The 25,207-nt window shown below is 60.3% G+C and carries 21 protein-coding genes; 5 read left to right on the forward strand and 16 right to left on the reverse strand.

Going from position 1 to position 25,207, the window contains the following annotated elements; all coding sequences use genetic code 11:
- The first annotated feature begins 80 nt into the window (after positions 1 to 80).
- Both ROSERS_RS00465 and ROSERS_RS00470 read left to right on the forward strand, forming a co-directional pair.
- Positions 81 to 1,427: a M20/M25/M40 family metallo-hydrolase gene (locus ROSERS_RS00465; RefSeq protein ID WP_011954895.1), complete on the forward strand. Its 1,347-nt coding sequence runs from the start codon at positions 81 to 83 to the stop codon at positions 1,425 to 1,427.
- A gap of 89 nt (positions 1,428 to 1,516) precedes the next feature.
- A complete protein-coding gene (locus ROSERS_RS00470) occupies positions 1,517 to 2,968 on the forward strand; it encodes a protein O-mannosyl-transferase family (protein ID WP_232282731.1) in 1,452 nt (483 codons plus the stop codon).
- A 123-nt stretch (positions 2,969 to 3,091) separates the two neighbouring features.
- Here the strand turns inward: ROSERS_RS00470 and ROSERS_RS00475 are convergent, their stop codons facing one another.
- On the reverse strand, positions 3,092 to 4,345 hold the full coding sequence (locus tag ROSERS_RS00475; RefSeq protein ID WP_011954897.1) for a molybdopterin molybdotransferase MoeA: 1,254 nt from the start codon (positions 4,343 to 4,345) through the stop codon (positions 3,092 to 3,094).
- A gap of 21 nt (positions 4,346 to 4,366) precedes the next feature.
- Complete coding sequence (gene trxB / locus ROSERS_RS00480; protein ID WP_011954898.1) at positions 4,367 to 5,329, reverse strand: thioredoxin-disulfide reductase; 963 nt, start codon at positions 5,327 to 5,329, stop codon at positions 4,367 to 4,369.
- Between the two features lie 226 nt (positions 5,330 to 5,555).
- On the opposite strand from trxB, the gene ROSERS_RS24560 reads away from it, so the two are divergent.
- From ROSERS_RS24560 to typA, 3 genes are all read left to right on the forward strand, one after another.
- Entirely contained in the window at positions 5,556 to 7,301 is a 1,746-nt protein-coding gene (locus ROSERS_RS24560) for a lamin tail domain-containing protein (protein WP_157040910.1), read from the forward strand.
- An 80-nt stretch (positions 7,302 to 7,381) separates the two neighbouring features.
- Positions 7,382 to 8,356 carry an ROK family protein gene (locus ROSERS_RS00495; protein ID WP_041332618.1) on the forward strand — a complete coding sequence of 325 codons (975 nt, stop codon included), beginning with the start codon at positions 7,382 to 7,384 and terminating at the stop codon, positions 8,354 to 8,356.
- Between the two features lie 147 nt (positions 8,357 to 8,503).
- Positions 8,504 to 10,345 (forward strand): translational GTPase TypA, encoded by a 1,842-nt coding sequence (gene typA / locus ROSERS_RS00500; protein WP_011954901.1) that lies wholly within the window; start codon positions 8,504 to 8,506, stop codon positions 10,343 to 10,345.
- A 293-nt stretch (positions 10,346 to 10,638) separates the two neighbouring features.
- On the opposite strand, the gene ROSERS_RS24565 is transcribed toward typA, so the two are convergent.
- The 14 genes from ROSERS_RS24565 to ROSERS_RS00575 all read right to left on the reverse strand — a co-directional run bounded on the left by ROSERS_RS24565 (position 10,639) and on the right by ROSERS_RS00575 (position 25,086).
- A protein-coding gene (locus tag ROSERS_RS24565) for an IS5-like element ISRfsp3 family transposase (RefSeq protein WP_085979421.1) occupies positions 10,639 to 11,696 on the reverse strand; the annotation gives its coding sequence in 2 pieces (ribosomal slippage) (positions 10,639 to 11,165 and positions 11,165 to 11,696; 1,059 coding nt in all).
- A 448-nt stretch (positions 11,697 to 12,144) separates the two neighbouring features.
- Complete coding sequence (locus tag ROSERS_RS00515) at positions 12,145 to 12,411, reverse strand: acyl-CoA-binding protein (protein ID WP_011954903.1); 267 nt, start codon at positions 12,409 to 12,411, stop codon at positions 12,145 to 12,147.
- Positions 12,412 to 12,414: 3 nt separating this feature from the next.
- Positions 12,415 to 13,392 carry an isoaspartyl peptidase/L-asparaginase family protein gene (locus ROSERS_RS00520; RefSeq protein WP_011954904.1) on the reverse strand — a complete coding sequence of 326 codons (978 nt, stop codon included), beginning with the start codon at positions 13,390 to 13,392 and terminating at the stop codon, positions 12,415 to 12,417.
- A gap of 33 nt (positions 13,393 to 13,425) precedes the next feature.
- Complete coding sequence (locus ROSERS_RS00525; protein WP_011954905.1) at positions 13,426 to 13,992, reverse strand: CDP-alcohol phosphatidyltransferase family protein; 567 nt, start codon at positions 13,990 to 13,992, stop codon at positions 13,426 to 13,428.
- Positions 13,992 to 14,714, reverse strand: a complete 723-nt coding sequence (locus ROSERS_RS00530) for a DUF4013 domain-containing protein (protein ID WP_011954906.1) — start codon at positions 14,712 to 14,714, stop codon at positions 13,992 to 13,994. The genes ROSERS_RS00525 and ROSERS_RS00530 overlap by 1 nt, the downstream gene beginning before the upstream one ends.
- 15 nt (positions 14,715 to 14,729) lie before the next feature.
- Positions 14,730 to 15,458: a DUF4013 domain-containing protein gene (locus ROSERS_RS00535; RefSeq protein ID WP_011954907.1), complete on the reverse strand. Its 729-nt coding sequence runs from the start codon at positions 15,456 to 15,458 to the stop codon at positions 14,730 to 14,732.
- Between the two features lie 34 nt (positions 15,459 to 15,492).
- The gene (locus tag ROSERS_RS00540; protein WP_011954908.1) at positions 15,493 to 16,668 is read right to left on the reverse strand and encodes a CinA family nicotinamide mononucleotide deamidase-related protein; all 1,176 of its coding nucleotides are present in this window, start codon (positions 16,666 to 16,668) and stop codon (positions 15,493 to 15,495) included.
- Positions 16,658 to 16,909 (reverse strand): hypothetical protein, encoded by a 252-nt coding sequence (locus ROSERS_RS00545; protein ID WP_011954909.1) that lies wholly within the window; start codon positions 16,907 to 16,909, stop codon positions 16,658 to 16,660. The genes ROSERS_RS00540 and ROSERS_RS00545 overlap by 11 nt, the downstream gene beginning before the upstream one ends.
- A gap of 16 nt (positions 16,910 to 16,925) precedes the next feature.
- A complete protein-coding gene (gene thrS, locus ROSERS_RS00550; protein WP_011954910.1) occupies positions 16,926 to 18,713 on the reverse strand; it encodes a threonine--tRNA ligase in 1,788 nt (595 codons plus the stop codon).
- Between the two features lie 19 nt (positions 18,714 to 18,732).
- Complete coding sequence (locus tag ROSERS_RS00555; RefSeq protein WP_232282732.1) at positions 18,733 to 19,248, reverse strand: hypothetical protein; 516 nt, start codon at positions 19,246 to 19,248, stop codon at positions 18,733 to 18,735.
- 442 nt (positions 19,249 to 19,690) lie between these two features.
- Entirely contained in the window at positions 19,691 to 21,973 is a 2,283-nt protein-coding gene (locus ROSERS_RS00560) for a VC_2705 family sodium/solute symporter (RefSeq protein ID WP_011954912.1), read from the reverse strand.
- A 116-nt stretch (positions 21,974 to 22,089) separates the two neighbouring features.
- A complete protein-coding gene (locus ROSERS_RS00565; protein ID WP_011954913.1) occupies positions 22,090 to 23,238 on the reverse strand; it encodes a sensor histidine kinase in 1,149 nt (382 codons plus the stop codon).
- A 53-nt stretch (positions 23,239 to 23,291) separates the two neighbouring features.
- Entirely contained in the window at positions 23,292 to 23,981 is a 690-nt protein-coding gene (locus ROSERS_RS00570; protein WP_011954914.1) for a response regulator transcription factor, read from the reverse strand.
- Positions 23,982 to 24,504: 523 nt separating this feature from the next.
- Entirely contained in the window at positions 24,505 to 25,086 is a 582-nt protein-coding gene (locus ROSERS_RS00575; RefSeq protein WP_011954915.1) for a bifunctional nuclease family protein, read from the reverse strand.
- Positions 25,087 to 25,207 lie beyond the last annotated feature (121 nt).

Raw genomic sequence — 25,207 nt, forward strand, 5'->3', positions numbered from 1 at the left:
TTTGTCCAATGCTGGCATACCAATAAGGTTGTGCGCCATGCTATAATCGGTTACAGTTTCGTCATCGACGGAGCGCTTCTGTGACAGAACCAGCCGTTATCTCAACCGATCAACTTATCTGCGACCTGGAGCAACTCATTGGCATGGCGGGCAGCACCGGTCAAACCGATGAGTTGCGCACGGTCGCTGCGCGCATTGCAGCAATGATGCGCAATCGCGGCTTGAAAGTCGACGTGCGCCCAACGCCTGGCGCACCGATCGTGATCGGCTGGCGCGGCGGACGTCAACCGTTCACCCTTTTGCTCTACCATCACTACGACACCCCTTCGCCAGGTCCATGGCGCGCCTGGTTGCACGATCCATTCCAGCTTGCTGAACGGGACGGGATGGTTTACGGGCGCGGCGTGGCGGATGGAAAAGGACCGCTGGCAGCGCATCTTAACGCAATTGCTGCATTGATCGATGCGGAAGGCGAGTTGCCATGCGGCGTCGTTGTGGTGGCTGAAGGCGACTATCTGACCGGGAGTCCTTACCTTGGTCCGTTGCTTGCCGACCGCCGTGCACTGTTCAGGGCTGATGCATGCCTGGCGAGCGGGGGGGATCGCGATGCCAGCGGACTGCCGCTCTGCTACAGTGGTGTGAAAGGGTTGGTGCAGATCATGCTGCGGTCGCAGGAGGCGCAAACGGCGTTGCCCGCCGGTATGGCAGCCAGTGTGCCCAATCCGCTCTGGCGACTGATCTGGACGCTCAATCAGATCAAGACCGATCAGGAGGAGATTCTGATCGGCGGGTTCTACGATACCATCGAAGGTCCGACTACCGAGGAGAATCGCATCCTGCGCACTGTGCTGGCGGACGAGGCGGGACGTCGCAGCGCCTGGCAGGTCGATCAGTTTCTCTTCGGCTTGACAGGTGCGCCGCTGGTGCGTTCGGAAGTGACCCTGCCAACGTGCAATATCAATATGCTGCACACCGAGCCGGTCAGCGACCCGCCGGTGATCCCGCGCAGTGCGGTTGCGCGGTTGGACTTTCAACTGGTGCCGCGCCAGCGCCCGCAGGCGGTTGTCGATGCGCTTCAGGCGCACCTTGCCGCCAAAGGGTTGACCGACATCCTGGTTGAGCGTCTGCCGGGCGGATACCCGCCCGCCCAATCGCCTATCGACGATCCCTTCGTGCGCCTGGTGAGCGATGTCGGCAGATATATCCACGGTCAACCGCTCACCATCCTGCCACGCGGTCCGTTTACCATGCCCCTGTTCTACTTCGCCGAGGCGTTCGGTATTCCTGTCGCCTCGATTAGCGTTGCGCGCCCGTCGAGCGCAATCTTCGGCGCGAACGAATGTATCCCCCTCCCCGACCTGGTGCGTCACGGGCAGCATTTGATCGAGGTGCTCTACGCCTGCGCCACCACAACTGTCAGTACATGATGGCGCCATCCTGTCTACGCCCTCGGATACCACGGGAACACGTTCTTTCGGCGACGCTCTCCGTCTTCCTGTTCGTGGTTTTTCTTCTCGTGTATGGCGCCACCGCAGCACCCGACGTCCTCTCCGGCGACTCGGCGGAGTTCCAGTTTGCCGCCACGCTGTCTGGCGTTCCGCATCCGACGACCTATCCGCTGGCAACGATCATGGGTCATCTGGCGACCCGTCTCCTTCCGTTCGGTACGCCTGCCTGGCGGGTCACCATGGTTTCGGCGCTGTGCGCTGCGCTGGCGGTAGCGCTGTTTGCGCTGCTGGCACGGCGTGTTATCGGGAAATGGTTGCCTGCGTGCGTCGGAGCGCTGGCGCTGGGGGTTGCGCCGGGTTTGTGGAATGCCGCTACACTCGCCGAAATCTACGCGCTGCTGGCGCTCCTGATCGTCGCGCTGGCGCTGGCATTGCATCGCGCGGTCGAAAACCCGGCGCGCCGTGTGCTGGCATATTTCGCTCCTGCGGCGCTGATCGCCGGGTTAGGGTGTACGCACCACGGCTTATTCGTTGTGACTGCGCTTCCGCTCTTCATAGCTGGATGTGGTGCAGCCATGCGTCGTGATGGCGCGTATCCGTCGTTACGCGCGACGGCGATCACGCTCGTCTCCGTCGCGCTCTGGTTCCTCATCGGCACGACCCCCTTGATCTATCCATTGGTGCAGTTCGCCCGTTTTGGTCCGTTCGACGGGCTGGATTACGGCTTGCCGGGGCACTATTTCTGGGGAGCGCCACAGTCGTGGTGGGATGTGGTGGATCTGCTGACGGGCGGCGAGGTTCGGCGCGGCATCTTTCAGTTCCCCGACGCTGCATCGGCGCTGTCCACCATTCAGATGGTCGGAAGGCGGCTCTGGTTCGAGTTCGGACCAGTCGGCGTGGCGTCCGGCGTCGTTGGGTGCGTTGTGCTGGCGCGATCTTCCGTCTGGGTCTGGCGCGCCTCCGCCTGGGTGTTCTTTGCGACGCTGACGTACCTTTTGCTGCTTGGTCCTGCGGTTGGTGATGCACCGGTTTTTACCCTGCCGATGCTGCTGCCGTGGGCGCTGTGGATCGGCGTCGGCGCGGATGCGCTCACCCGCCGGGCGCAGTCACCGCGTGCGCCCTGGCGCTCCGTGGCGCTGATTGCCATCCTGGTTGCATTGACGCTGGGGTGGGGCGCAACGCGCTATCGGGTGTCGGCAAAGCAGCATCTCTGGCTCTACCGCGAGTTCGCCACGGCGACGTTCTCCGTGCTGCCGCCGGATGCGGTTGTCATAACCCATTGGGAACAGGGAACCACGCTGCTCTACCTGCGCCTGGTGGAAGGCGTTCGTCCCGATGTGTGGATCGATGTTGTCGAGCCAGGCGATGATCCCTGGTTCGAGCGGGCGCAACGACGGTATCCGGATCGTCCGGTCTACTTTGTCGGGCAACCAGACAGCGTCGCCGGAATACCGGTCGATCTGGTGATCGACGAAGCATACGCGAATGTGTATCGGTTACGGAGCAGACCGGCGCCCTGAACAGCAGTGGCGCCGGTGAGCGACTCTGCCAGACGCTCGCCGTGGAGACGCGCAAAGACCGCAGTTCTTCGACCGGTCTGGTGCATTCCTGGTTGCGAATGTCGCTGGCGGAGGTACGCCGGGCTATTCGTCGAACGGTGCCAGCGGACCGGTGAGCAGCGCTTCGAGTTCGGCGCCAGCCGGGAATGGCTGAGTTCCTGGCGGAACGATGAGCATCGCATTCGCGCCCAGCATTGACAGCAGGCGACTGCTTCCCTGGCGACCCGTACTGCGCGCCAACAGGCGACCTTCCGCCCAACCGACGATGGCGCGCTGATACTCCGGGCGATCAGCGGAGGGGTAGATGGGATCGCGCAGCGTCACCCGCACACGCGGACGTTCAGGGCGCGCGTCCCCCTGAAGCCGGCGGAGCGCCGGACGCACGAACACCTCAAACGAAACCAGCGATGAGACCGGAAATCCGGGCAACCCAAAGACGAGGAGCGGAGCGGCGCGTCCCGGACGGTCGATGGTTGCAAACGTCGTCGGCTTGCCGGGCTTGAAAGCAATGCGTCCAAAATGCACCGCACCGAGTTCTGCCAGCAACGGCTTGATCAGGTCGCGCGTTCCCATTGAAACGCCGCCGCTGGTCAACAGCACATCGGCGCGATCAACCGCATCGAGGATTGCCGCGCGCTGCACCGACAGGTCATCACGCGCGATGCCGAGCGACACCGCCACACACCCGGCTTCGCGCGCCGCCGCCATCAGCGCATAGCGATTGCTATCGCGCACACCGCCGGGAAACACCTCGCCATCGGGTTCATATACCTCATCGCCGGTTGCCAGTACCGCAACAATCGGACGACGGTAGACCTGCACCCGGACACGCCCGACCGTCGCCAGCAACCCGATCTCGGCGGCGCCAAGCGTCGTGCCGCGCGTCAACACACATTGACCGGCGGCAATATCCTGCCCGACCGTATGAATATTGTCGCCAGCACTGAGCGCATGGCGCACCGTCAGCGTACCATCCTGCTCCTCGGTGTGCTCTACCATCACCACCGCGTCGGCGCCTTCCGGCACCGGCGCACCGGTCATAACCCGAACCGCAGTCCCCGGCTCAACGCGCAGCCCCGGCGCCGCACCGGCAGTCACTTCGGCAATCACACGACGCGGGGCGACGCCATCGGCGCTGCGCAGCGCATACCCGTCGACTGCCGCTTTCGGCACATCGGGCAACGGATCGGTTGCATAGATATCCTCAGCCAGCACACGACCATCGGCGGCGTTGCGGAGAACGTCCATCTCCTCGACGCCGAGCGGTGCGACATGCGCAGTGATAATGCGCTGCGCCTCGTCGATCGGAACCATCGGATAGGGCGATTCGCGTCGCATACCCGGACCTCTGTTCGCTTCTTATGCTGGCGTCGTGGCGAGTTCAGCCGACTTTCGGGCGGCATGCTCCTGTTCGCTCAGGAACCAGGTCGCTTCCATAGCCGCCTTGCACCCCTCACCGGCTGCCGTGATCGCCTGGCGGTAGATATGATCGACCACATCACCCGCTGCGAACACCCCTGGAATCGCGGTGCGCGTCCGGTGATCGGCAAGAATGTATCCATTCTCGTCAAGTTCCAGCTGACCCTTGAACAACGACGTGTTTGGAATATGCCCGATGTACGGGAAAACACCGTCGGTCTCGATAATCGAAACCTCACCGGTCTTCAGATTGCGCACCCGCACGCCCGTCACTTTGTCGTCCCCCAGGATTTCCTCGACCACCGAATTCCACACGAACGTAATCTTCGGGTTGGAGAACGCGCGTTCCTGAAGGATCGGGTCAGCGCGCAGCGCATCGCGCCGGTGGACAATCTTCAACTCCGAAACATAGCGCGTCAGGAACAGCCCTTCGTCCAGGGCGCTGTTGCCGCCGCCGACCACCACGACCTTCTTGTTGCGGAAGAAGAAGCCATCGCACGTGGCGCAGTACGACACGCCGCGGTTTGCCAGCCGCTCCTCACCCGGAACCCCCAGTTTTCGCGGCGACGCTCCGGTTGAAATGATCAGGGCATCAGCCGTCACTTCCTCGCCGCTATCGGTGACGAGGCGGAACGGGCGCTGCGAGAGATCGACACGTTCGACGATCGCATCCATATAACGAGCGCCAAAACGCGCTGCCTGCTTTTCCATATTATCGGCAAGCTCGAAGCCGCCAATTCCTTCGATGAAGCCGGGATAGTTCTCGACTTCGCTCGTCGTTGCAATCAAGCCGCCCGGCTGCAACCCCCGGATCACCAGCGGCTCGAGATTTGCACGCGCCGCATAGAGGGCTGCGGTCAATCCCGCCGGACCAGAACCAATAATGACGACTTTGCTGTGCATGTCGCAGACTCCTTGAATTGAATGAACGGCTTCCCTGCGCCGCCGCTCTTATGATGATACCACACTCGAAAAAGTTACGTCGACAGATTCGGCACCGCCAGGGGATTGCCGTACTGTTGCCTGCACCCCAAACAGCCACTCCCGACAGGGACAATTGTCCATCTTTTGTGAATGGCGCACCTGTGGCACTATCGACGCAGGTTCTGTGTTTGCAGCAGGAGGGGTTATGCGCCGGTCGCTCCTGATTCTAACAATCCTGGCTATGCTGTGGATGTTCGTTACCGGTCCGGCATACACCGCCGACCCTCCGGTTGCACTGATCAACGAATTCATGCCAGCTCCTGCAAGCGGACCGGAATGGGTCGAGATTGTCAACTGCGGCGACACACCGCTCGACGTGAGCGGTTGGAGGATCGACGATGATACGCCGGGCGGACCACAGACCATCATTCCATCCGGCACAATCATTTCGCCATACAGTCTGCTGGTTATCGAACTGAAGACCCACATCCTCAACAATAGCGGCACGGATGCAGTGACACTGCTCGACGCCTCCGGCGTTCCCGTTGACGTTGCCCCCTACACTTCGGCAACAGTTGGTAAAAGTTTTGCACGCATCCCGGATGCCAGCGCCGTCTGGGTCAGAAGCGATCCGTCGCCAGGTCAATGGAACATGCCGCCAGGATTGCCGTCGCTTACGCCCTCACCGTCACCTGCCGACACCGCCTCGCCAACCGTTACGCCTGACGGCACACCAGAACCCGCTCCCTCGCCGGAACCAACAACGCCCGTCATTGGAACTGATACTCCTCTTCCTTCAACGCCCTCCGATACACCGACGGCGACAGTTAAGCCAGCAGTGACGCAGACATCGTCGCCGACCGCAACCGACGAACCGATGCTGACGCGGACACCCTCGCCGACCGACGAGCCGACCGCCACTGACGAACCGACAGCAACGTGGACGCCCTCACCGACCCGCACCCCCTCGCCGACGCGGACGCCCTCGCCGACCCGCACCCCCTCGCCGACGGAGGAACCCACAGCAACAGAGGAGCCGACAGCGACCCGCACGCCGTCGCCGACGCGGACGCCCTCGCCAACCCGCACGCCGTCGCCGACCCGCACCCCGTCGCCGACCGATGAGCCGACCGCTACCGACGAACCGACGCCGACGCGGACGCCCTCACCGACCCGCACGCCGTCGCCAACCCGCACGCCGTCGCCGACCCGCACCCCTTCGCCGACCGACGAGCCGACCGCCACTGACGAACCAACGCCAACCCGTACCCCCTCGCCAACGCGGATGCCCTCGCCAACCCGCACCCCCTCGCCGACCCGCACACCTTCGCCAACGCGCGAACCTGCCGCAGGCATCGAACTGACAGCAACGCGCACACCCTCCCCGACGAAGACGCCAACCCTGACGCGCACGCCATCGCCAACTCGAACCTCATCCCCCACCCGCACCCTGTCACCGACCCGCACCCTGTCACCGACCCGCACCCTGTCACCGACCCGTACCCTGTCACCGACCCGCGTAACATCAACGGGCAGCGCTGCTCCGCCTGATTCGAGAACAACCGCATTGCCATCGACCGGTAAAACGGGGCATGGAAAGGAGAGCGTCGCACCCCTCGTCACACGTCGCCCCTACGACCGTCTGCCTGCCTGGGCGCCAGGGGGGTTACCGACTGCTGCGCCATTCGTTGTGTCGGGAGAACGGGCGGAATATGGCGCACTGCTTCCTTCTTCAGCCACTCTCTCCGCCACACCGTCGGCAACGGTGTCTCCTCCAGGTGCGACAACATCTGCACCCATCGCCGCTTCACCGCTGATCGCCATCAGGATAAGCGTCGGCGTTCTTATGATGATCGCCGCTGGATGGCTTGGCGCGCGATCGCGGCAGCGCCAGACAGCGAACCGCAGCAACGCGGATGACAGCGGCGCGGAATGGTCATACGACATATGACGCAGCATGGTTCACTGTGCTATAATTGCGTTTCCAAACCGCACTCGCTCGCACTGTTGCGCTATCGCAGGGAGGTTGCCATGCTCGATCCGACGCCGCTCATCCAGGAGCGATTGACACACAACCGCTGGGGTCTGCTCGGCGGTCAGGGATGCGTCCTCGGTTTCGATATCGGCAGCTACGGATTGCGGGCAGCACTGGTGGATCTCAGCCGGCACACCTTTCATGCGATGCATCGCGAGCCGGCAAACGAATCGCCGCAAGAACTGGTCGGGGGCGCCATCGATCTGGGAAATGAGTTGATGGCAGCGCACGGTGTCACCTCCGCACACCTGGTTCGGGTTGGCGCCGGTTTCGGCGGACCGGTGGATGTGCGGCAGGGTATCGTTCTGCTCTCCCCGCGTGCGCCGGGCTGGGAACGTTACCCGCTGCGTGAAGCGCTCGAAAACGCTTTTGGCGCCTCGTGCGTGGTCGATAACGATGCCAACCTGATCGCTCTGGCGGAAGCCACATTTGGGGTTGGGCGCGACACCCAGCACATGGTGTATATTCACCTGAGTACCGGTGTTGGCGCCGGATTGGTGCTCGACGGGCGCCTGTACCACGGCGCAACGACAACCGCCGGAGAGATCGGACATGCGGTTATCGGTCCGGTGGATCCGACCCGTCCCGGTGAACGGCCCAAAACGCTGGAAGAGCACGTATCGATCAAGGGGTTGCTGAGTCGCGCGGCAGAACTCGGCTTCCACACAAACCTGTTGAGCGACATCTTCAGCGATCATCCGGTGGGGCGTCAGGTTGTCGCCGAAGCGATTGACGTGCTGGCAGTACGGATCGCTCAGATCGTCGCACTCATCGACCCGCAGATGGTGGTCATCGGCGGGGTTGTGGCGCGCAACGGGGGCGAGGAGTTCATCAACGCCATCCGGGAACGGATGCACACCTATATCGGTAAAGCGGTCGAACGACCGGTGCAGGTGGTCTCCGCCATGTTGGGCGCCGACAGTGTGGCAATCGGGGCAGTGGCGCTGGCGCTCGAGAGCATGCGCGATTGATCCGCCCCACGGTATCAAGGTATCAGCACCCTGGACGCCGGTCCGGTTCTATGGTACACTCTTGCTACAAGCGTGAATCAGGCGCATCTGTTGCTTCAGGATTTTCGCCCCGACCGCAATGGCCGGGGTATTTTGCGGGTAAATGAGATGATCCGACGGAACGACATTCGGAACATTGCGATTATTGCCCATGTGGACCACGGCAAGACCACGCTGGTCGATGGGTTGCTGCGTCAGGGTCGCATTTTCCGCGATAATCAGCAGGTTGCTGAGCGCGTGCTGGACTCGAACGACCTCGAGCGCGAACGCGGCATTACAATTATGGCGAAGAATACCGCCGTCACCTATCGCGGCGTCAAGATCAATATCGTCGATACGCCAGGACACGCCGACTTCGGCGGGGAAGTCGAACGTGTGATGAATATGGTCGATGGCGTGCTGCTGCTGGTCGATGCTGTCGATGGTCCTATGCCGCAAACGCGGTTCGTGCTGCGCAAAGCATTGCAGGCGGGGCATCGCGCGATTGTCGTCGTCAACAAGATTGATCGTCCCAACGCCCGCCCTAACCACGTTGTCAACGAAACGTTCGACCTGTTCATCGAACTTGGCGCCACCGATGAGCAGGCGGAGTTTGCAACTATTTACACGAATGCGCTCAAAGGGGTTGCCGGTCGATCACCGCTCAAAATCCACGACTCGCTCGAGCCGCTGTTCGACGCTATCCTCGACCAGATACCTGCGCCGGAGGTCGATCCGGACGGACCGGCGCAACTGCTGGTGACCAATACGGTGTACGACGATTATAAGGGAAAGATTCTGATCGGACGCCTGCGGCGCGGTGTGCTGCGCAAAGGGCAGATGGCGGCGCGGATTGCACGCGATGGCAGCGTCACTACGGCAAAGATCGGTCAACTCTTCGTCTTCAATGGGCTGGAGCGGCGTGAGGTCGAAGAAGTCACGGCAGGCGACATTATTGCTATCGCCGGGATTGGCGACGCCGGTATCGGGGATACGATCAGCGATGCCCATCATCCGGAACCGCTGCCGCCAATCGCTGTCGAAGAGCCGACGGTGCGGATGACCTTCAGCGTGAATACCAGCCCGTTTGCCGGACGTGAAGGGACACACGTGACGTCGCGGAAACTGCGCGAACGTCTCTATCAGGAACTCGAACGCGATGTGGCGCTGCGCGTCGCCGATACCGCCTCGCCCGACGCTTTCACCGTCAGCGGACGCGGTGAACTGCATCTTACCATCCTGATCGAAACGATGCGCCGTGAGGGGTACGAGTTTCAGGTGTCGCGCCCCGAAGTGATCTTCAAAGAGATCGATGGCGTTAAGTACGAACCGATCGAACAGGTCGAACTGGAAGTCGCCGAACAGTATCAGGGCGCGGTTATCGAGTTGATGGGACAGCGGCGCGGACAGATGCGCGATATGAGCATCCGTGACGGCGGATTGGTCCACATGATCTTCCACGTTCCTACCCGCGGTCTGCTCGGTTTTCGCCAGACGTTTCTGACGGCGACGCGCGGCGAGGGGGTGATGAACTCGCTGTTCATCGGTTATGAACCGCTGGCGGGCGAGATCGTCACCCGCACCAACGGCTCGCTGATCGCTTCCGAAAGCGGTGTCGCTACGGCCTACGCTCTCAACCAGGCGCAGGAGCGCGGCACGCTCTTTATCACACCCGGCGCCGAGGTCTACGAGGGTATGATCGTCGGGCAGCACATCCGCGAGCGCGACCTGGAGGTGAATGTCTGTCGTCGCAAGCATCTCACCAACATCCGTTCTTCGACGGCGGAAGAAGGGATCCGGCTGGAAACGCCGCGCATCCTGAGCCTCGACGATGCTATCGAGTATATCAGCGATGATGAACTGGTCGAAGTGACCCCCAAGAGCATCCGCCTGCGCAAGCGGTTGCTGACCCTCAATGAGCGTCAGCGTGAACAGAAACGGCGCGAGATGATGCTGGCAGGGGAGCGGTAATCGCATGAACCCAACTTGCTCCTCGCTGCGCTCGTCGCAAGCGGGTTATGTCGACCGTTCGGCGGAGGAGGTAAACGGATGGCGTAGATGATCGAAGACCCGGCGCCTGGCTTGTTAGTGGTACGAGGAACTGCGTTACTGGCGCGGTTCCCTGACCCTCGCATCCAGCCAGACTGCTCTCCTCGATATTACGCCCGCGACCGACAAGCAAGCCGACAACCCGGATTCTCCGAGGTGTTCGCGGCAGCGCATCTTATAGTCGCGTGGCTGCGTGCGGAGATCATTAGACTTCATCAAGATTCGTTTTGATTTTTGGACTGCTTTTTGCGTTTCAGCCAAATTCGGAAGTTATGCAGCCCGCAACATGTTTCCATGACCATATCCCGAAATTCGGAACAACTGAAGCGGATAATGTCGTGAATGATTCGATACCGCTTGATATCGCCGATAACATGTTCAATACGAACGCGAACGGATGAGATACGCCGGTTTTCCTCCTTTTCCTGCGGCGTGAGGGTTCCATTGCGCGGCTTCTTCTTTGGCTGCATAATCTGGACGCCAGGCAGGGTAAATCCTTGAAATCCGGCGTCTTGATAGAGAATGCTCGCGTTTGGAAGGGTGTATCCCGCTTCATCCGCAATACATTTATCGTGGACCCTTCCTTCGTAGGTGTCACTCAAAAAGTGAATAGAGCCAAACTCATCAATGATGAGAACGTTCTTAAGCGTATGTCGTTTCTTCTTACCGCTGTAATACAACTCCCGGTCGACTTTGTCGCTTGGACGGCGAATGGGACGTTCTACGCCGTCATGGATAAAAAGGGGGGCGCTTTTGTCGCATGCGACGGTTCTTCACACGACGGTTCTTCACACGACGGTTCTTCACACGACGGTTCTTCACACGACGGTTCTTCACACGACGGTTCTTCACACGACGGTTCTTCACACGACGGTTCTTCCTGCAATCGCCTCGCCAGGTCGTCGGCAGTGCGCGCAGGCAGGAGATTTTGCTGTGAAAGCGCATAGTTCAGCGCTCCGTGCAAAAGATGCACCCATTTGCTTACGTTTGATTGGCTCATTTGAAAGAGGTGTCCGTGCATCACTTGCGTTGGGTTTTGTTTTAAGTAGGTCAAAATAAAGAGCAATTTATCTTCTGTTGTCGGAAGCGGCGAGTTTGCATACGAGACGTAGCGACGACAATATCGGACGCGGCCATCAATCGTGCGACGTTTCATATACGCTTCAAATGCGGCGTGGAAGATCGGAACCAGCGCGTGGAACTCTTCAACGGTCAGTCCGGTCATAGAGCGTAATTTCTCCGGATTTTCGATAATGGATCGATACTTACACATCGTTTTTCTCCATTTTCAGATTGTACAAAAATAGTATATCACTAAATCTTGATGATGTCTACTGTTATCAAAAATTGCGCTGGAGAATTTTTAGTTCGAGAGCTACCTGTATATGTTCCATAATTCAAAAAGCGCCTAAGAGCGTAATCAGAAACTATACTCTCGGATAGAGCCTGCTCAGGAGCATTTCGATAGAACCAGGATAAAGAAAGGCTTCACTCGATTCTGGATTGCGGTTGTATTCTTTACTCGCCAAACGATTGCGTCCCGCCCAGGCAATCGAGTGTTCCACGACTCAACGCTTCAACGGCACATCCCTTTTGTCCGACGGGTTTCTCAATCACGTTCAAGCGCATTGTCGTGCGTTGTCGCAACCACGTGTCCAGATCGGAAAAATATGTCGAGACGGGGATGATCCCGTCTCGACCCTTTTCGGCATCCAGCCATCCTACCGCCCTGCCTTCAACCGCTCGACCAGGTCGATATACCGCTGCATTGCGGCATCCTTCGCAACCCCTTTGAGTTTTGCCCATGCGTCGTACTTCGCCTGTCCGACGAAATCCAGTCCTCCCGGGCGCGATCCGCTGACGTCGCCGACGGTCGCCTGTTTGTAGAGTGCGTAGAGTTGCAGCATTGTTTCGTTGTCGGGACGCTTCGGCAGGCGCGTGGCTGCTTCCGCTGCAGCCGTGAATCGGGTTTCCAGATCACTGCTCATCGTTCATACTCCTGCTACTTCTGCTCCACCTTCGACACGATACGCATACGCCATCCGCGGCGTATTGAACGCATATCCTACCCGACCGCGCACGTCGATCAGGATGACGCCCCCTAATCCATGGACACGTTGTTCGAGCCGTTCGATTGCAGCGCGCGCCGCCTCGACGGGCGCGTACCCGGCGCCCAGGAAATCGGTGGCGGTCTTCGCCAGTAATACCTTTATGATCGACTCGCCCCATCCGGTCGATGCGCATCCGCCGGTCTGCACATCGGCATACAGACCGGCGCCGATCAACGGCGTATCACCGACGCGACCCGGCAGTTTGAACGGCGTGCCGCCGGTCGAGACGGCGGCAGCCAGGTTCCCGTAGCGGTCGAGCGCCACAGCGCCGACAGTGTCGCCGGGGTGCTGGATGCGCAGACCGGGGTGGTCGGGCGCGTGATCACCACCCGCTACGATGCCGCGCAGACCGGCAACCTCACCCGGCGGGCGCTGAAAGGCGTCCGGCGTGCGGTATGCTGCCAGACGGCGCAGTTCTTCCCAACGGGCGCGTTCACGCGGCACGATCATATCCTCGTCGGCGCAACGTTCAATGCCCACCGTATCGGCGAAACGTTCGGCGCCGCGACCAACCAGCAGCGCCGCTTCGCTTTCGAGGACGCGACGCGCCAGTGAGATCGGGTTGCGAATGCCGCGCACTGCTGCGACGGCGCCTGATCGTAACGTCGCGCCGTCCATGATTGCGGCATCGAGTTCAACCAGACCATCACGGTTGAGCACCGAACCGACGCCGGCGTCGAACGTTGGATCGTCCTCCATGATACGCACTGCAATCTCAACAGCATCGAGCGCGCTGCGACCGTTCGTCAGCGCTTCCCATCCGGCAGCCAGCGCACGACGGCATCCTGCCAGGTGCGGCGCCACCTCGTCGTCGGGAATGTCCCACGCGCCGCCATGGACGATCAGAGCGAGCGACACTTCTTCCTCCGTACCGGTGTTCAACCCATGGGATCAATCGGACGCCTCGCCGGTCGCCTGGATCAACTGGCGCAGGTAGACCAGCGCCGAGAGCGCAAAGGGCGCCATCGCTGCATATAGCGCAGGGCGCCCGCTGCGCGGACCATCGGCGATGTAGAGTAACATTGCCAGCGTCAGCGCCAGCGTCGTTGCTTTCCCGGCAGGATGCGCCGTCGCAATGATCCGTCGCCGACGGTAGATCAACAAGCCGCCCAGGATGATCGCAACATCGCGCCCCAGAATGAGCGTCGTCGCCCACCACGGAAAACCGCGCACCCGTGAGAGGGTCACCGCCGTTGCATCGATCATGACCTTATCGGCGACCGGGTCGAGCAGTTTTCCCAGCGGCGACACCTCGTGCCGACGGCGCGCAATCGCGCCGTCAACAGCGTCGGTGAACATCGCTGCGCCGAGAATACTCAGCGCGCGCCAGCGTTGTTCCGGGCGTTGCATGGCATGCAGCGCAGCCGGCAACATCAGCAGACGCGCAAGCGTCAGCAGGTTGGCAGGGTAGAGCGCTTCACGCCAGTTGAATGCGTGGCGCAAACGTGCAGGATTCATCAGTATGACGGCGGAGGTCCGTATCCCGGCGGCGGACCGTAGTAGCCGGGCGCGGCATAGACCGGTTGCTGCGGCGGGAAGATGCGCTGCATCGCCTGACCGATCACGTGTCCGATCACGCACTGCGCATAAAACCCGGTAAAGAGAACGCCGATACCGCAGGCGATCACACCCAGACCGGCAGCCAGACCTGCCAGGATGCCTACAGCCAGAATCATCAGAAACGACCCGATATGATTGCGCAGAGTTGCGATCACCTCGCCAAACTTGAACGCCTCACCGAGCGAGTCAGTCGCCAGGTAGCGCATAATCGCCGCCAGCGCTGCAAAGCCGCACACCAGCGCTACGACCGATTGGAGCGGAATGAGGCACCACAAACCGAGCAAACCGATAACCCCAGCACCTGCATCCGAGTCTCCTGCTGCCACTGCCGCTGCACCTGTCAGGAACGCAAAAACACCATAGAGCACGATGAGTGGCAGCAGGTACACGATCTGGATGACCAGCGCCATGAAACCTCGTCCCAGGAAGTCGCCAAACTCGCCCCACGCTGGCAGCGGACGCGGATTGCCGCGCGCCACATTCAGCGCCACACGGTAGGAGTACCCCAAAATAGCGATTGTTCCCAACAACGGCACGAATTGAATCAGACCGCCGATCAGCACCTTGGTGATCCACTGTTCGTCTTCGGTCACGAAGCTGAACGCCTTGCCGATTTCCATCGTTCCTTCTCCTTTCTACACCAACTCACGGACACGAGCCAGTCCCCGCCGTTCGAGTTCGCGTTCCGCAGCGACATAGATCTGGACGACGATGAGATGCGCATACAGCAACGCGCTCAACGTCAACCAGATCAGCAGCGCCACAATCAGCAACGTACCGGGAATGGTCAAACGACTGGCAGCCAGGAACGTCAGCGCACCGAGCGCGACTGCCGGCAGGTATGCGGGCAGCGACGCCAGGCGGGCGCGAAAATACACAGCGCGCGCTCCGGGGCGCAACGCCTCGCGCATGGCGCGCATGCTCATGGCGTGCTCCGGCGAAGCGTCCTGCACATAGATCAGACGCCCCACCATCGAAACGCTGCTCAGAAAGACGAATGTCAGGTAAAGAGCGAGAATGGCGCCCAGCACTGCGAACAATTGCCCGGCAAGCCCGGGCGAGTTGCTCAACACTGCTGAAAATGCAACGCAGAAGAAGAGAACGCCTGCGATCATGAGCGGCATCACATAGAACAGAAAATCGATGATCCAGGCGAACATGCCCATAATCCAGCGCGTCGACCAGTCGAACCAGGGAGGCAGCGGCGTGGCATACCCTTTCCGTGAATTATCGATATACTCGATAATCCACCCGCCAGCAAACGGCGCACCAATGATCGACATGAATAACGCGCCACCGATCAGGATTTTGCGCCACCAGAGCGGGTCGCTGTGGACGGTTCGGATAGCAGTGCGAAGATTCATGCAGTCACGCAAGAATGGAGCAATCAACCAGCACCTATGCTGACGCAAGGTGCTGGCGCAGCGCATCGAGCGCCATCGTTCCGGCAAAGTCCCAGACATCGTCACTTCGCATATCGAAGCGGCGTTGCCATTCATCGACCCCGCCGGTATGCGCAATTGCCACGCATACCGTTGCGAAGCCATCAGAGGCGATCAAACCGGACGGTTGCAACGCCAGTCCGATGTCGGTGCGCCAGCGATGACGCACGTCAATGGCGCCGGTGCGCGCAAGACTCTGCGCCGCATCATCATCAGCCGGGATGTCGGTGGGATGCATGATAACCCCGCGCACGCTTTCGAGCGCTTCTTTGCTCAATGCACGGTAGAGCGGCGCCGTCACCGCGCCCTCATACAGTGCAAGCGTCTTCCCGCGCTCGCGGAGCATTCGGGCGACAGTCTGATCAAGCCGTTCATCACCAAGCAGATGCGAACCGAGGCGCTCACGGATGACCGCCTCGACCTGCGCGATCATCGTTTCGGCGGCTGCGCGACTGCTGGCTTTGGCGCCGATGCGCAATTCATACCGGGCGTGCTTGGCGGAAATGCCGAGAGTCGGATTCGTCTGCGCCATCAGGTCGGCAAGCCTTTCGCCGATCACGCTCTCGCCGAGACCGACGGCGTGGAGTGTGCGCACCAGGATGATCCCGGTTTCACCACGTTCGTCGCGCAGGTACGGCAGAATGGCGTTCTCCCACAGGTAGCGCATTTCGGAAGGAACGCCAGGCAGAACCACCACAGTCCCGCGAGCATCCTCAACAATGAAGGCGGGGGCGGTGCCGCGCGGATTTTCGACAATGCGCGCCCCCTCAGGAACATACGCCTGCCGACGATTGCTCTCCGGCATAGACCGACCGAAAGCGCGGAAACGCGCCTCGATCTGATCGAGCAGGTGCTGGTGGAACACCAGCGGTCGTTGCAGGGCGCGCGCCACTGCCTCACGGGTAACATCATCGACCGTTGGACCAAGCCCGCCGGTGCAGATGACAAGATCGGCGCGATTGAGCGCTTCGTCAATGGCTGCGGCGATACGCATTTCGTTGTCGCCGACGACCGACTTGCGAAACAGGTCGATGCCTATCGACGCCAGTTGCCGCGCCAGATAGGCGCTGTTGGTATCGACCGTCTCACCGAGCAGCAACTCCGAACCGACCGCCAGGATTTCAGCGTTCATACGGCGCCCCCAGCGGATCGGGCGGATTTGGTCCGGTATGCGCAGCGCCGAAGGCGCGTCGCCGGCGCACATCGGCCCACATGTCCTGTTCGCAGGCTTCCATCGCCTGGCGACCGGCAGCAATTGCGCCGCGCACCCGTGCAGCCAGCGCTTCGACCCCGCCAAAGCGCGACGTTCCAATTGCGACGGCAGCCGCGCCGATGGTCACACCGACAGCAAAGCCGATCACAAACCGCTTCATCGATGCTTCCTTGTTGCTATGCCTTTGCTTCGATTTCAGCCCGGGCGCGCTCAATGAACGCCGCAACCGACATCGCGCCAAGGTCCTCGCCGGATCGGGTTCGTACCGCAACCGCGCCAGCGCGCTGTTCCCTGTCGCCGATTATAAGCATATACGGTATCTTCTGCAACTGCGCCTGTCGGATCTTGGCTTGCATGCGATCTTTGCTCAGATCGACCTCGACCCGCAACTGAGCCGCTGTCAACTGGCGTCCGACCTCGGCGGCGTATGCGCTGTGCCGCTCGTCGGAGATGGGAATGACAATCGCCTGAACCGGCGCCAGCCAGAGCGGAAACGCGCCGGCATAGTGCTCAATCAGAACACCCAGAAAACGTTCGGTCGACCCGGTGACGGCGCGGTGCAACACCACTGGTGTGCGTGGTTGTCCATCCTCGGCGATATATTCAAGACCCAACCGACGTGGTTGAATAAAGTCCACCTGAATGGTCGACAATTGCCACTCGCGACCAAGCACATCGCGCGCCAGAAAATCGGCTTTCGGACCGTAGATCGCCGCCTCGCCGGGCGCTTCCTCATACTCAACACCGTAATGGTCGAGCGCCGTGCGCAGCGCATGTTCCGCCAGGTCCCACGCCTCGTCGTCGGTGATATACTTGCCGCCCGCGCCACGCAACGAAAGGCGCACGCGATAATCGGTGAACCGATAGGTTTCAAGCACCTCGCGGATGAGACGCAGCGCCAGGCCGAATTCCTCCTCGATCTGATCAGGACGGCAAAAAATGTGACAATCGTCCTGCGTCAGCGCCCGCACCCGCGTCAACCCGGTCAGCGTTCCGCGATCCTCATAGCGGTAGAGCGTTGCAAATTCCGCGAAACGCAGCGGCAGGTCACGGTACGAGTGGATCCCCATCTCTTTGTAGAGTGTCATATGACTGGGGCAGTTCATCGGTTTGAGCCGGTAGATATGCTCTTCATCCTCGACCATCGGCGGGAACATGTTCTCGCGGTACGCCTCATAGTGACCGGACTTCTTGTAGAGCGCCTCCCTGACGATATGCCCGGTCCAGACATGCTGGTACCCGTAGCGCGTCTGCACCTCGCGCACGTATGACTCCATGAGATGGCGCAGCATCTCGCCCTTTGGCGTAAAGAGCGGCAGACCGGGTCCAATATCATCGGAGAAGTAGAACAGCCCCAGTTCTTTTCCAATACGACGGTGATCGCGCCGTTTTGCCTCTTCGAGACGGTGCAGGTAGGCATCGAGTTCTTCTTTGCTGTTCCAGGCAGTACCGTAGATCCGTTGCAGCATGGGTCGGTTCGAGTCGCCACGCCAGTAGGCGCCGGCCACACTCATCAGTTTGAAGGCGTCCGGCGGTATCTGTCCGGTGTGTTCCAGGTGCGGACCGCGACAGAGATCCTCGAACGTGTCGTGCTTATACGTCGAAATAACAGTGCTCGACCCGCTCTGTTCGCCATACTCGTCCTGACCGTGCAACAATCCTTCGATCAACTCCAGTTTGTATGGTTGATCCCGGAAGAGCGCTCGCGCCTCATCAGGATCGACAACACGGTAGACAAATGGATGTCTGCCGGCGATAATACGGCGCATTCGCTGTTCGATCTCCTCCAGATCATCAGGTGTCAATGGGCGCGGCAGGTCGAAATCGTAGTAGAACCCATCCTCGATTGGCGGACCAATGGCGATTTTCCCTTCGGGAAAGATTTCGAGCACTGCCTGCGCCATCACGTGCGCAGCAGAATGGCGCAGACGGTAGTAGGGATCTGTTTCTGGTTTGACTGGCATACGCAAAACCTCGTTATCGTTATGCGTCGGTTAACGTGACGACCAATACACCGGGGGTGATTCGCAGATCGGTGATCCGGCGCCCCTGCGCTTTGAGCTGGTCGTTCAACTGCTGCTCAAGCGGCGCCAGCAGTTCGTCGAGGGTAACGAGACGGCCAAGCGGACCGTCAAGACGCGGATTGAGCGCAATGACCCGACCATTCTGGAGCGCCAACCCCATACGCGCCGTGCCATCGAGACCGAAGGCGCGCACATCAACTTCCAGACCATCGGAGACGAACCGGAGGCTTGCCTGTTCGATCGGCGCAAGCAGATCGGCATGCGCCTGAAGGTAGGCATTCGCCTCTTGTTCGGTAATCCGCATCTCGCCAGCAGGAAGCGCGGCGACCAGAGTCGGCAGCACGCCGGTTTCCGCCGCAGAACCTCCGGTATCGAGCCGTAGCGCGGTTTGTTCGCCGATCATGCGGCTGAGAGACGGACGCAACCAGAACAGGTAGAGCGCCACCAGCGCCACCAACAACCAGATAAGCGCCACAGTCCACCCCAGGCAGGAAAGACTGCGCCGCGGGCGCGCTTGAAATCGTGTCGAGCGAGATCGCATCGTCCTTCTCGAATAAAAAACCCCTCATCCCCTGATGGGACGAAGGGTCGCTTCGTGGTTCCACCCATGTTTGGAACAGCGTTGCGCTGGCCCATGTCAGCATGCCGCAACGCTTTCCCTCGTGATCGCTGTATCGGGCGAACCCGCGCTTCCATACTTGTCGGAGACGTTCAAGAAGCGGCTCGGAGGTGGTTTTCGCTGCATCTATCGCCGGGTGCGCTCACAGTCATCGGCGCGCCCTCCCTGAAGGCGGTCTCACAGCTACTCGTCCTCGTCAACGCAAACGGATAAACTATCGATGTACCATACACACGCCCGCATGGTACACGACCGGGATGCGCATGTCAAGAGCGCCATTCTGTAGCGTCTCCACGTTCTACGGACGTCGAACGGCATCGATCAACGTCTGGGTCGCTGGCGGAGGCGGGGGGGTCAGGAGGCTGACAACGATGGTCATGACCAGTGCGGCGACGATGCCGAAGATACCGGTTGCGGGACCGGAAATACCAAGGAAATTCGTGGATGGACTCAACAGGTTGATGACGATGGCGCCGGCAACGGCGAGCAGACCGGTGATCATGCCGGCAATCGCCCCCTGACGATTGGCGCGTCGCCAGAAGATGCCGAGCGTCAGCACCGGGAACAGGGTTGCCGCCGCGATGGAGAACGCCCATGCAACCAGTTCGACAATAATACCCAGCTGGCGCAGTGCGGTGAGCGCAGCCAGCACCGCTGCCAGGAACAGGGCGATACGCCCGATCGCAAGCAAGGTACGCGCCGGTGCGTGCCGGTTCAACGATTGATAGACATCGAGCGCCACCGACGACGTAATGACGATCAACAATCCATCGGCAGTACTCAACGCCGCCGCCAGCCCGCCGGCGATCACCAGTGCAGCGACGGCGCCAGGAAGACCAACGATTTCAGGCGTCGAGACCACGACCAGATCGGGGCTGATTTTCAACTCGTTGTACTGTAAGATGCCGTCAATCGACGTGGGAGTAACCGCGCGCCCGCTCAACTCTTCGATCTGGATGCGCCCATCACCGTTCGCATCGACAAATTGCAGCCCCCCGCTTTCCAGCAGACTCTTCGCCCATCCCGGCACGGTCGCCACCGTCTCTCCTTCAAGCGTCGTCAGGTCGGTAATGCTCAACAGTCCGGCATTCCCCCAGTTCACTGCCCACTGTGGCAGCGAACGCACCGACTGACCAACGACGTGCGCAAGGATTTCCCAGCGCGAGAAGGCGGCATACGCCGGGATGGTCAGATAGACCAGCGCAATGAACAAAAGCGCCCAGCTTACGCTGCGCCGGGCATGGATCACCGACGGCGTCGTATAAAACCGCACCAGGATATGAGGCAGACCGGCAGTGCCGCACATCAGACAGAACGCCAGCGCCAGAAATTGCCAGACCGACCAGTCATTGAATGGTTCGGCATATGATTTTGGGATATTCTGGGTGGATTCAAGATCGGCAATGACATCGAAGGCAGCGCCATACATGATCTGCGGCAGAGCGACCCCTGTATCTCTGAGCGACAGCAGTGCGGCAGGGATCAGATAGGTCGCCACGATCACGATCGCCTGGATAACCTGCGTCCATGTGACCGCCTTCATTCCTCCCAGGTAGGAGCAGAACAGCACCGCGCCAAGACCGATCGCAACGCCAAACAGGTAATTGACGCCAAGAAAGCGCCCCATAATCAGACCAATCCCGGACACCTGCGCCGTCAAATAGGTGAACGAAACGATAACCGTCACAATCGCGGCGACCAGGCGTGCGACAGTCGAGGCATAGCGCGCGCCGATAAACTCAGGAATGGTGTACTGTCCGAACTTGCGCAGATAGGGCGCCAGCAGCAGCGCCAGCAACACATATCCGCCGGTCCAGCCGATGATGTACGCCAGCCCTTCATAGCCCAACATCCAGAGCGTACCGGCAAGCGAGATAAAGGTCGCCGCGCTCATCCAGTCCGCACTGATCGCCAGCCCATTGAACAACGCCGGGATGCGTCGCCCCGCCACATAGTACGCTTCCAGGTCTTGGGCGCGGCCGCGGATGCCAATTGAAGCATAGACCACGATCGTCAGGATGATCAAGCCCCAGCCAATGATGGTCACCGGCAGTCGAAACACCACATCGACAACGACAATCAGCGCACCGCCGCCGATCACCAGCGCCACCGGCAACATTGCGTCGGCAACCGGCAGGGATGGATCGACCTGGCGCCCTCCCAACTGACGATCGCGGCGTGTCATGATCGCGGTATAGAGTGCAGCCAGGACAAGGAAAAGGATTGGAGCGCCCTGTGCAGCGAGAAAGTAGGACAACGGAAAGCCGGTCAACACCCGTATCCGGTTCAATTCAGCCGCGAACATGGCTGGTAAGAACACACTCCCGCCCCATACCAGCAGCAAGATGCGAATCAGCCGCGTATTTGCCGACCAGTAGGCAGTTTGCACTGAACGGGAGAGACTCGCAGTTTTCGGGGTTTCAACGATCGTCACCGCCGGCATAGAGGGCTGCTCAGATTGACGACGGGGCACATACGGCGGCGTCAGTGTGCGGGGACGCTCTTCGTCGCGGCGTTCAAGTTGCGGAAACAGCAATGTCAGGAGCAGCAGCGCGATGGAGACCATCGCGAGCCAGAACATGCCCCCAACCAACAGACCGGTCCAGTTCAGCGTGCGCCTCCTGCTATGCCGGGTCTGAACAGGCGAATACCTGTACGTTCGGCTTCTCCAACGCCACAAACGACCCTGCGTCCGGTTCAGCCATCCGCAACAGCGATCTGAACCGGCTGGTAGACGACGGCGGTCGGCAGGGTGACATGAAACGTCGATCCCTTGCCGGCGCCATCGCTTTCCGCCCAGATCTCACCGCCGCTGGCATACACCAGGTGCCGGGCAATGGTCAATCCAATACCAGTTCCGCCGCTATTGCGCGTGCGCGACTTGTCCACGCGATAGAAGCGCTCAAAAATGAGCGGCAGATGTTCGGCTTCAATGCCGATGCCGGTGTCGCGCACCGAAATGCGCACATACTCGCCGAGCGGCGTCAACGACACCTCCACCAGACCGCCGGCGGGGGTGTAGCGCAGCGCATTCGATAGCAGGTTCACCATGACCTGCATAAGGCGATCAGGATCGGCATAGACGGTGAGGGACTGAACCGACAGGTACAGACGCAACTCGACCTCGCAGGCGGCGAACTGCGGCTGAAAGCGAGCGATCAACTCCTGCAACATGGTACAGAGATCGAACAGGCGCGGCTGGACGCGCAGTTCGCCAGCTTCGGCGCGTGACAACAGACCAAGTTCCTCGGTCAGACGACGCAACCGCGCCGCTTCATGGCGGATCAGCGTGAATGTTTGCTCGTCCGGTGCAATAACGCCGTCCAGCAAGCCTTCCATGTACCCCTCAATCGTGGTCAGCGGCGTGCGCAACTCGTGCGCCACATCTGCGATCAGTGCCAGGCGACGCTGTTCGGTGCGATCGAGCGCCTCCGCCAGATGATTAATACTCTGGCTCAACTCAGCCAGTTCATCATCGGAATGAATGAACGTCCGCTCACGGTAGTACCCCTGCGCCAACCGACGACTCACGGCGGTCAGATCCTGCAACGGCTCAACGATGCGCCGGGAGACGAACAGACTGACGACGACTGCTGCGGCGAGCGCACCAAAACTTGCGAGTAACAGCGCCTGTTCAAGAATAGACTGAAACCGGCGTTGCACGGCGACTTCACCTGACGCAATCAGCAGATCATCCCCTGCGGACAATGACGCCAGGGTCGCGCTTTCCATCATGCTGCTGCGCACCAGAATCTGCGCGGCGCCAAGCAGCACGACCACCGCGATCACAATAATGATCGCGTGGGAAACAAACAATTTCCAGCGGAGTCGATGAAACCAGGACATATGCGGTCACACACAACGTGGATCAATCCCGCACTAACGGTTGAACGACCCGATCAACCGGTAAACTTATATCCAACCCCCCGCACCGTCTGGATCAGCGTCGGCTCAGCGGGATCATCCTCAAGTTTCCGGCGTAACAGACTGATATGCACATCAACAACGCGATCAACGCCGTCGAAATCGTGACCCCAAACCCGTTCCAGGAGTTGCTCGCGCGTAAACACACGTCCCGGCATTGCAGCCAGCGTGTAGAGCAGATCGAACTCACGCGCCGTCAGCGTCACCGGCACGCCGCGCCGCTGCACCTCTCGTCGCGCAACATCGATTTGAAGATCGCGAAACGTCAGGAGCGTATTCTCAGCTGGCGCCGCCCCCGTATGCCGCCGGCGGCGCAGGATCGCCTTGACGCGCGCTACCAGTTCGCGCGGGCTGAATGGTTTGGTCAGATAGTCATCGGCGCCCACCGACAGACCAACGACCTTATCAACCTCCTCTGCACGCGCAGTGAGCATAAGGACATACGGACCGCCATCGTGCTGCAAGCGGCGACAAATTTCAAGACCATCAATTCCGGGAAGCAGGAGGTCGAGCACAACCAGGTCAGGACGCACTATCTGCGCCTGTTGCAGTGCCGATTCACCATCGCGCGCAGTATGAACGACAAAGCCGTCGGCCTTGAGATAGGCGACGACCAGATTCAGAATCGGCTCCTCATCCTCAACAACGAGGATCGTAGCGGCCATATCGGTTACCTCACCGTAAGCGAATCCGGCGCGCGGATGGGTGTGTCGGGAGCAAGATTATTGTTACCTTATGTATACGATAGAGTCGGCGTGCTGTCAATGCAGCGGCGAAGAAAAGCAGGGTCGCACATACCGACGTCGAATACAACTCCAGGGCTCACGCTCCGGGAATCCCCAGAACATGTTCTTATTTTGAGAAGAAAGACCGTCGTGATAGTAGTGGGTGTGGATTAGTGGAAGAAGACGCGAAGCATGCTCCAGGACGCGCTGCAATCCCTGGGACGAAAAGTGGAACTGTTTCCCCTTTTGTCCAGAGAGCATGGGTGGATTGACCGATCTCTCCCTATGCCTCCACCTCCCAGGCACACCCGATCCACCGACTTATCCACATAATCATGGCGTTATCCACAAAATCACCCTTGTTTTCCACAAAAAGAGTCAGAGACGACCTGCTGAACAGGTGCGTCCTCCTGAACCCAGGAGGACGCATCCCGCAACGACGAGTGTGCGTATCGTCAGCCTGCTACTGGTTCTTCCCCTTATTCTTTTCATCGTCATCAATGTCCAGGGTGTTGATAAAATCGCGGAAAAGCGACAGGCCCTCATCGGCGGATGTGTCGGCATCTGGTTCATCAGTCTCAGCCATGCTTGCGGAAGGTCGCGCTGCACTCATCGGTTGCTCATCGGCTGCGGTGGTTTCCTCCTCGTCGAAGAGCACACCGGCAGCCTCAAAGACATGCGTTTCGACATAGATCGGCGCATCGGCGCGAACCGCGAGCGCGATCGCATCGCTGGGACGGGAGTCGATCTCAATGGTGTGGCTGCCCTGCTCGACGACGATCCGCGCAAAGAAGGTGCTATCCTGGATGTCATTGATGACGATGTGGCTGATCGTCGCGCCCAGTTCACCGAAGACCGATTTGAGCAGATCGTGCGTCATCGGGCGCTGTGGTTCGTGCCCCTGCATAGCGAGCGCAATCGCATCCGCCTCGAAGGCGCCGATCCAGATCGGCAGATAGCGCCGACTCTCGGCTTCGCGCAGGACGACGACACGGTGCTGTGTCAGCAGACTCACGCGGATGCTGTCAACAGTTACACGGATCATCGGTCGACCTTTCTGAGGATCGCTTGCACGTTTGCGCGCAGCAAGCGTAAAGATGTCTGATAGTAGCGTCAGTCTCCATACTAACACGGTGTGAGTTGGTACGTCAAGGTGGATGCAAAAG

Origin of the sequence: Roseiflexus sp. RS-1, from assembly GCF_000016665.1 — a bacterium.
Classification (GTDB): Bacteria; Chloroflexota; Chloroflexia; order Chloroflexales; family Roseiflexaceae; genus Roseiflexus.

Excerpts from the sequence above, each read along its gene's own strand:
- ROSERS_RS00475 (WP_011954897.1), bottom strand. The coding sequence starts at position 4,345 with ATGCGACGCGAATCGCCCTATCCGATGGTTCCGATCGACGAGGCGCAG.
- trxB (WP_011954898.1), bottom strand. The coding sequence starts at position 5,329 with ATGCACAGCAAAGTCGTCATTATTGGTTCTGGTCCGGCGGGATTGACC.
- ROSERS_RS24560 (WP_157040910.1), top strand. The coding sequence starts at position 5,556 with ATGCGCCGGTCGCTCCTGATTCTAACAATCCTGGCTATGCTGTGGATG.
- ROSERS_RS00495 (WP_041332618.1), top strand. The coding sequence starts at position 7,382 with ATGCTCGATCCGACGCCGCTCATCCAGGAGCGATTGACACACAACCGC.
- typA (WP_011954901.1), top strand. The coding sequence starts at position 8,504 with ATGATCCGACGGAACGACATTCGGAACATTGCGATTATTGCCCATGTG.
- ROSERS_RS00515 (WP_011954903.1), bottom strand. The coding sequence starts at position 12,411 with ATGAGCAGTGATCTGGAAACCCGATTCACGGCTGCAGCGGAAGCAGCC.
- ROSERS_RS00525 (WP_011954905.1), bottom strand. The coding sequence starts at position 13,992 with ATGAATCCTGCACGTTTGCGCCACGCATTCAACTGGCGTGAAGCGCTC.
- ROSERS_RS00530 (WP_011954906.1), bottom strand. The coding sequence starts at position 14,714 with ATGGAAATCGGCAAGGCGTTCAGCTTCGTGACCGAAGACGAACAGTGG.
- ROSERS_RS00535 (WP_011954907.1), bottom strand. The coding sequence starts at position 15,458 with ATGAATCTTCGCACTGCTATCCGAACCGTCCACAGCGACCCGCTCTGG.
- ROSERS_RS00540 (WP_011954908.1), bottom strand. The coding sequence starts at position 16,668 with ATGAACGCTGAAATCCTGGCGGTCGGTTCGGAGTTGCTGCTCGGTGAG.
- ROSERS_RS00545 (WP_011954909.1), bottom strand. The coding sequence starts at position 16,909 with ATGAAGCGGTTTGTGATCGGCTTTGCTGTCGGTGTGACCATCGGCGCG.
- thrS (WP_011954910.1), bottom strand. The coding sequence starts at position 18,713 with ATGCCAGTCAAACCAGAAACAGATCCCTACTACCGTCTGCGCCATTCT.
- ROSERS_RS00560 (WP_011954912.1), bottom strand. The coding sequence starts at position 21,973 with ATGTTCTGGCTCGCGATGGTCTCCATCGCGCTGCTGCTCCTGACATTG.
- ROSERS_RS00565 (WP_011954913.1), bottom strand. The coding sequence starts at position 23,238 with ATGTCCTGGTTTCATCGACTCCGCTGGAAATTGTTTGTTTCCCACGCG.
- ROSERS_RS00570 (WP_011954914.1), bottom strand. The coding sequence starts at position 23,981 with ATGGCCGCTACGATCCTCGTTGTTGAGGATGAGGAGCCGATTCTGAAT.
- ROSERS_RS00575 (WP_011954915.1), bottom strand. The coding sequence starts at position 25,086 with ATGATCCGTGTAACTGTTGACAGCATCCGCGTGAGTCTGCTGACACAG.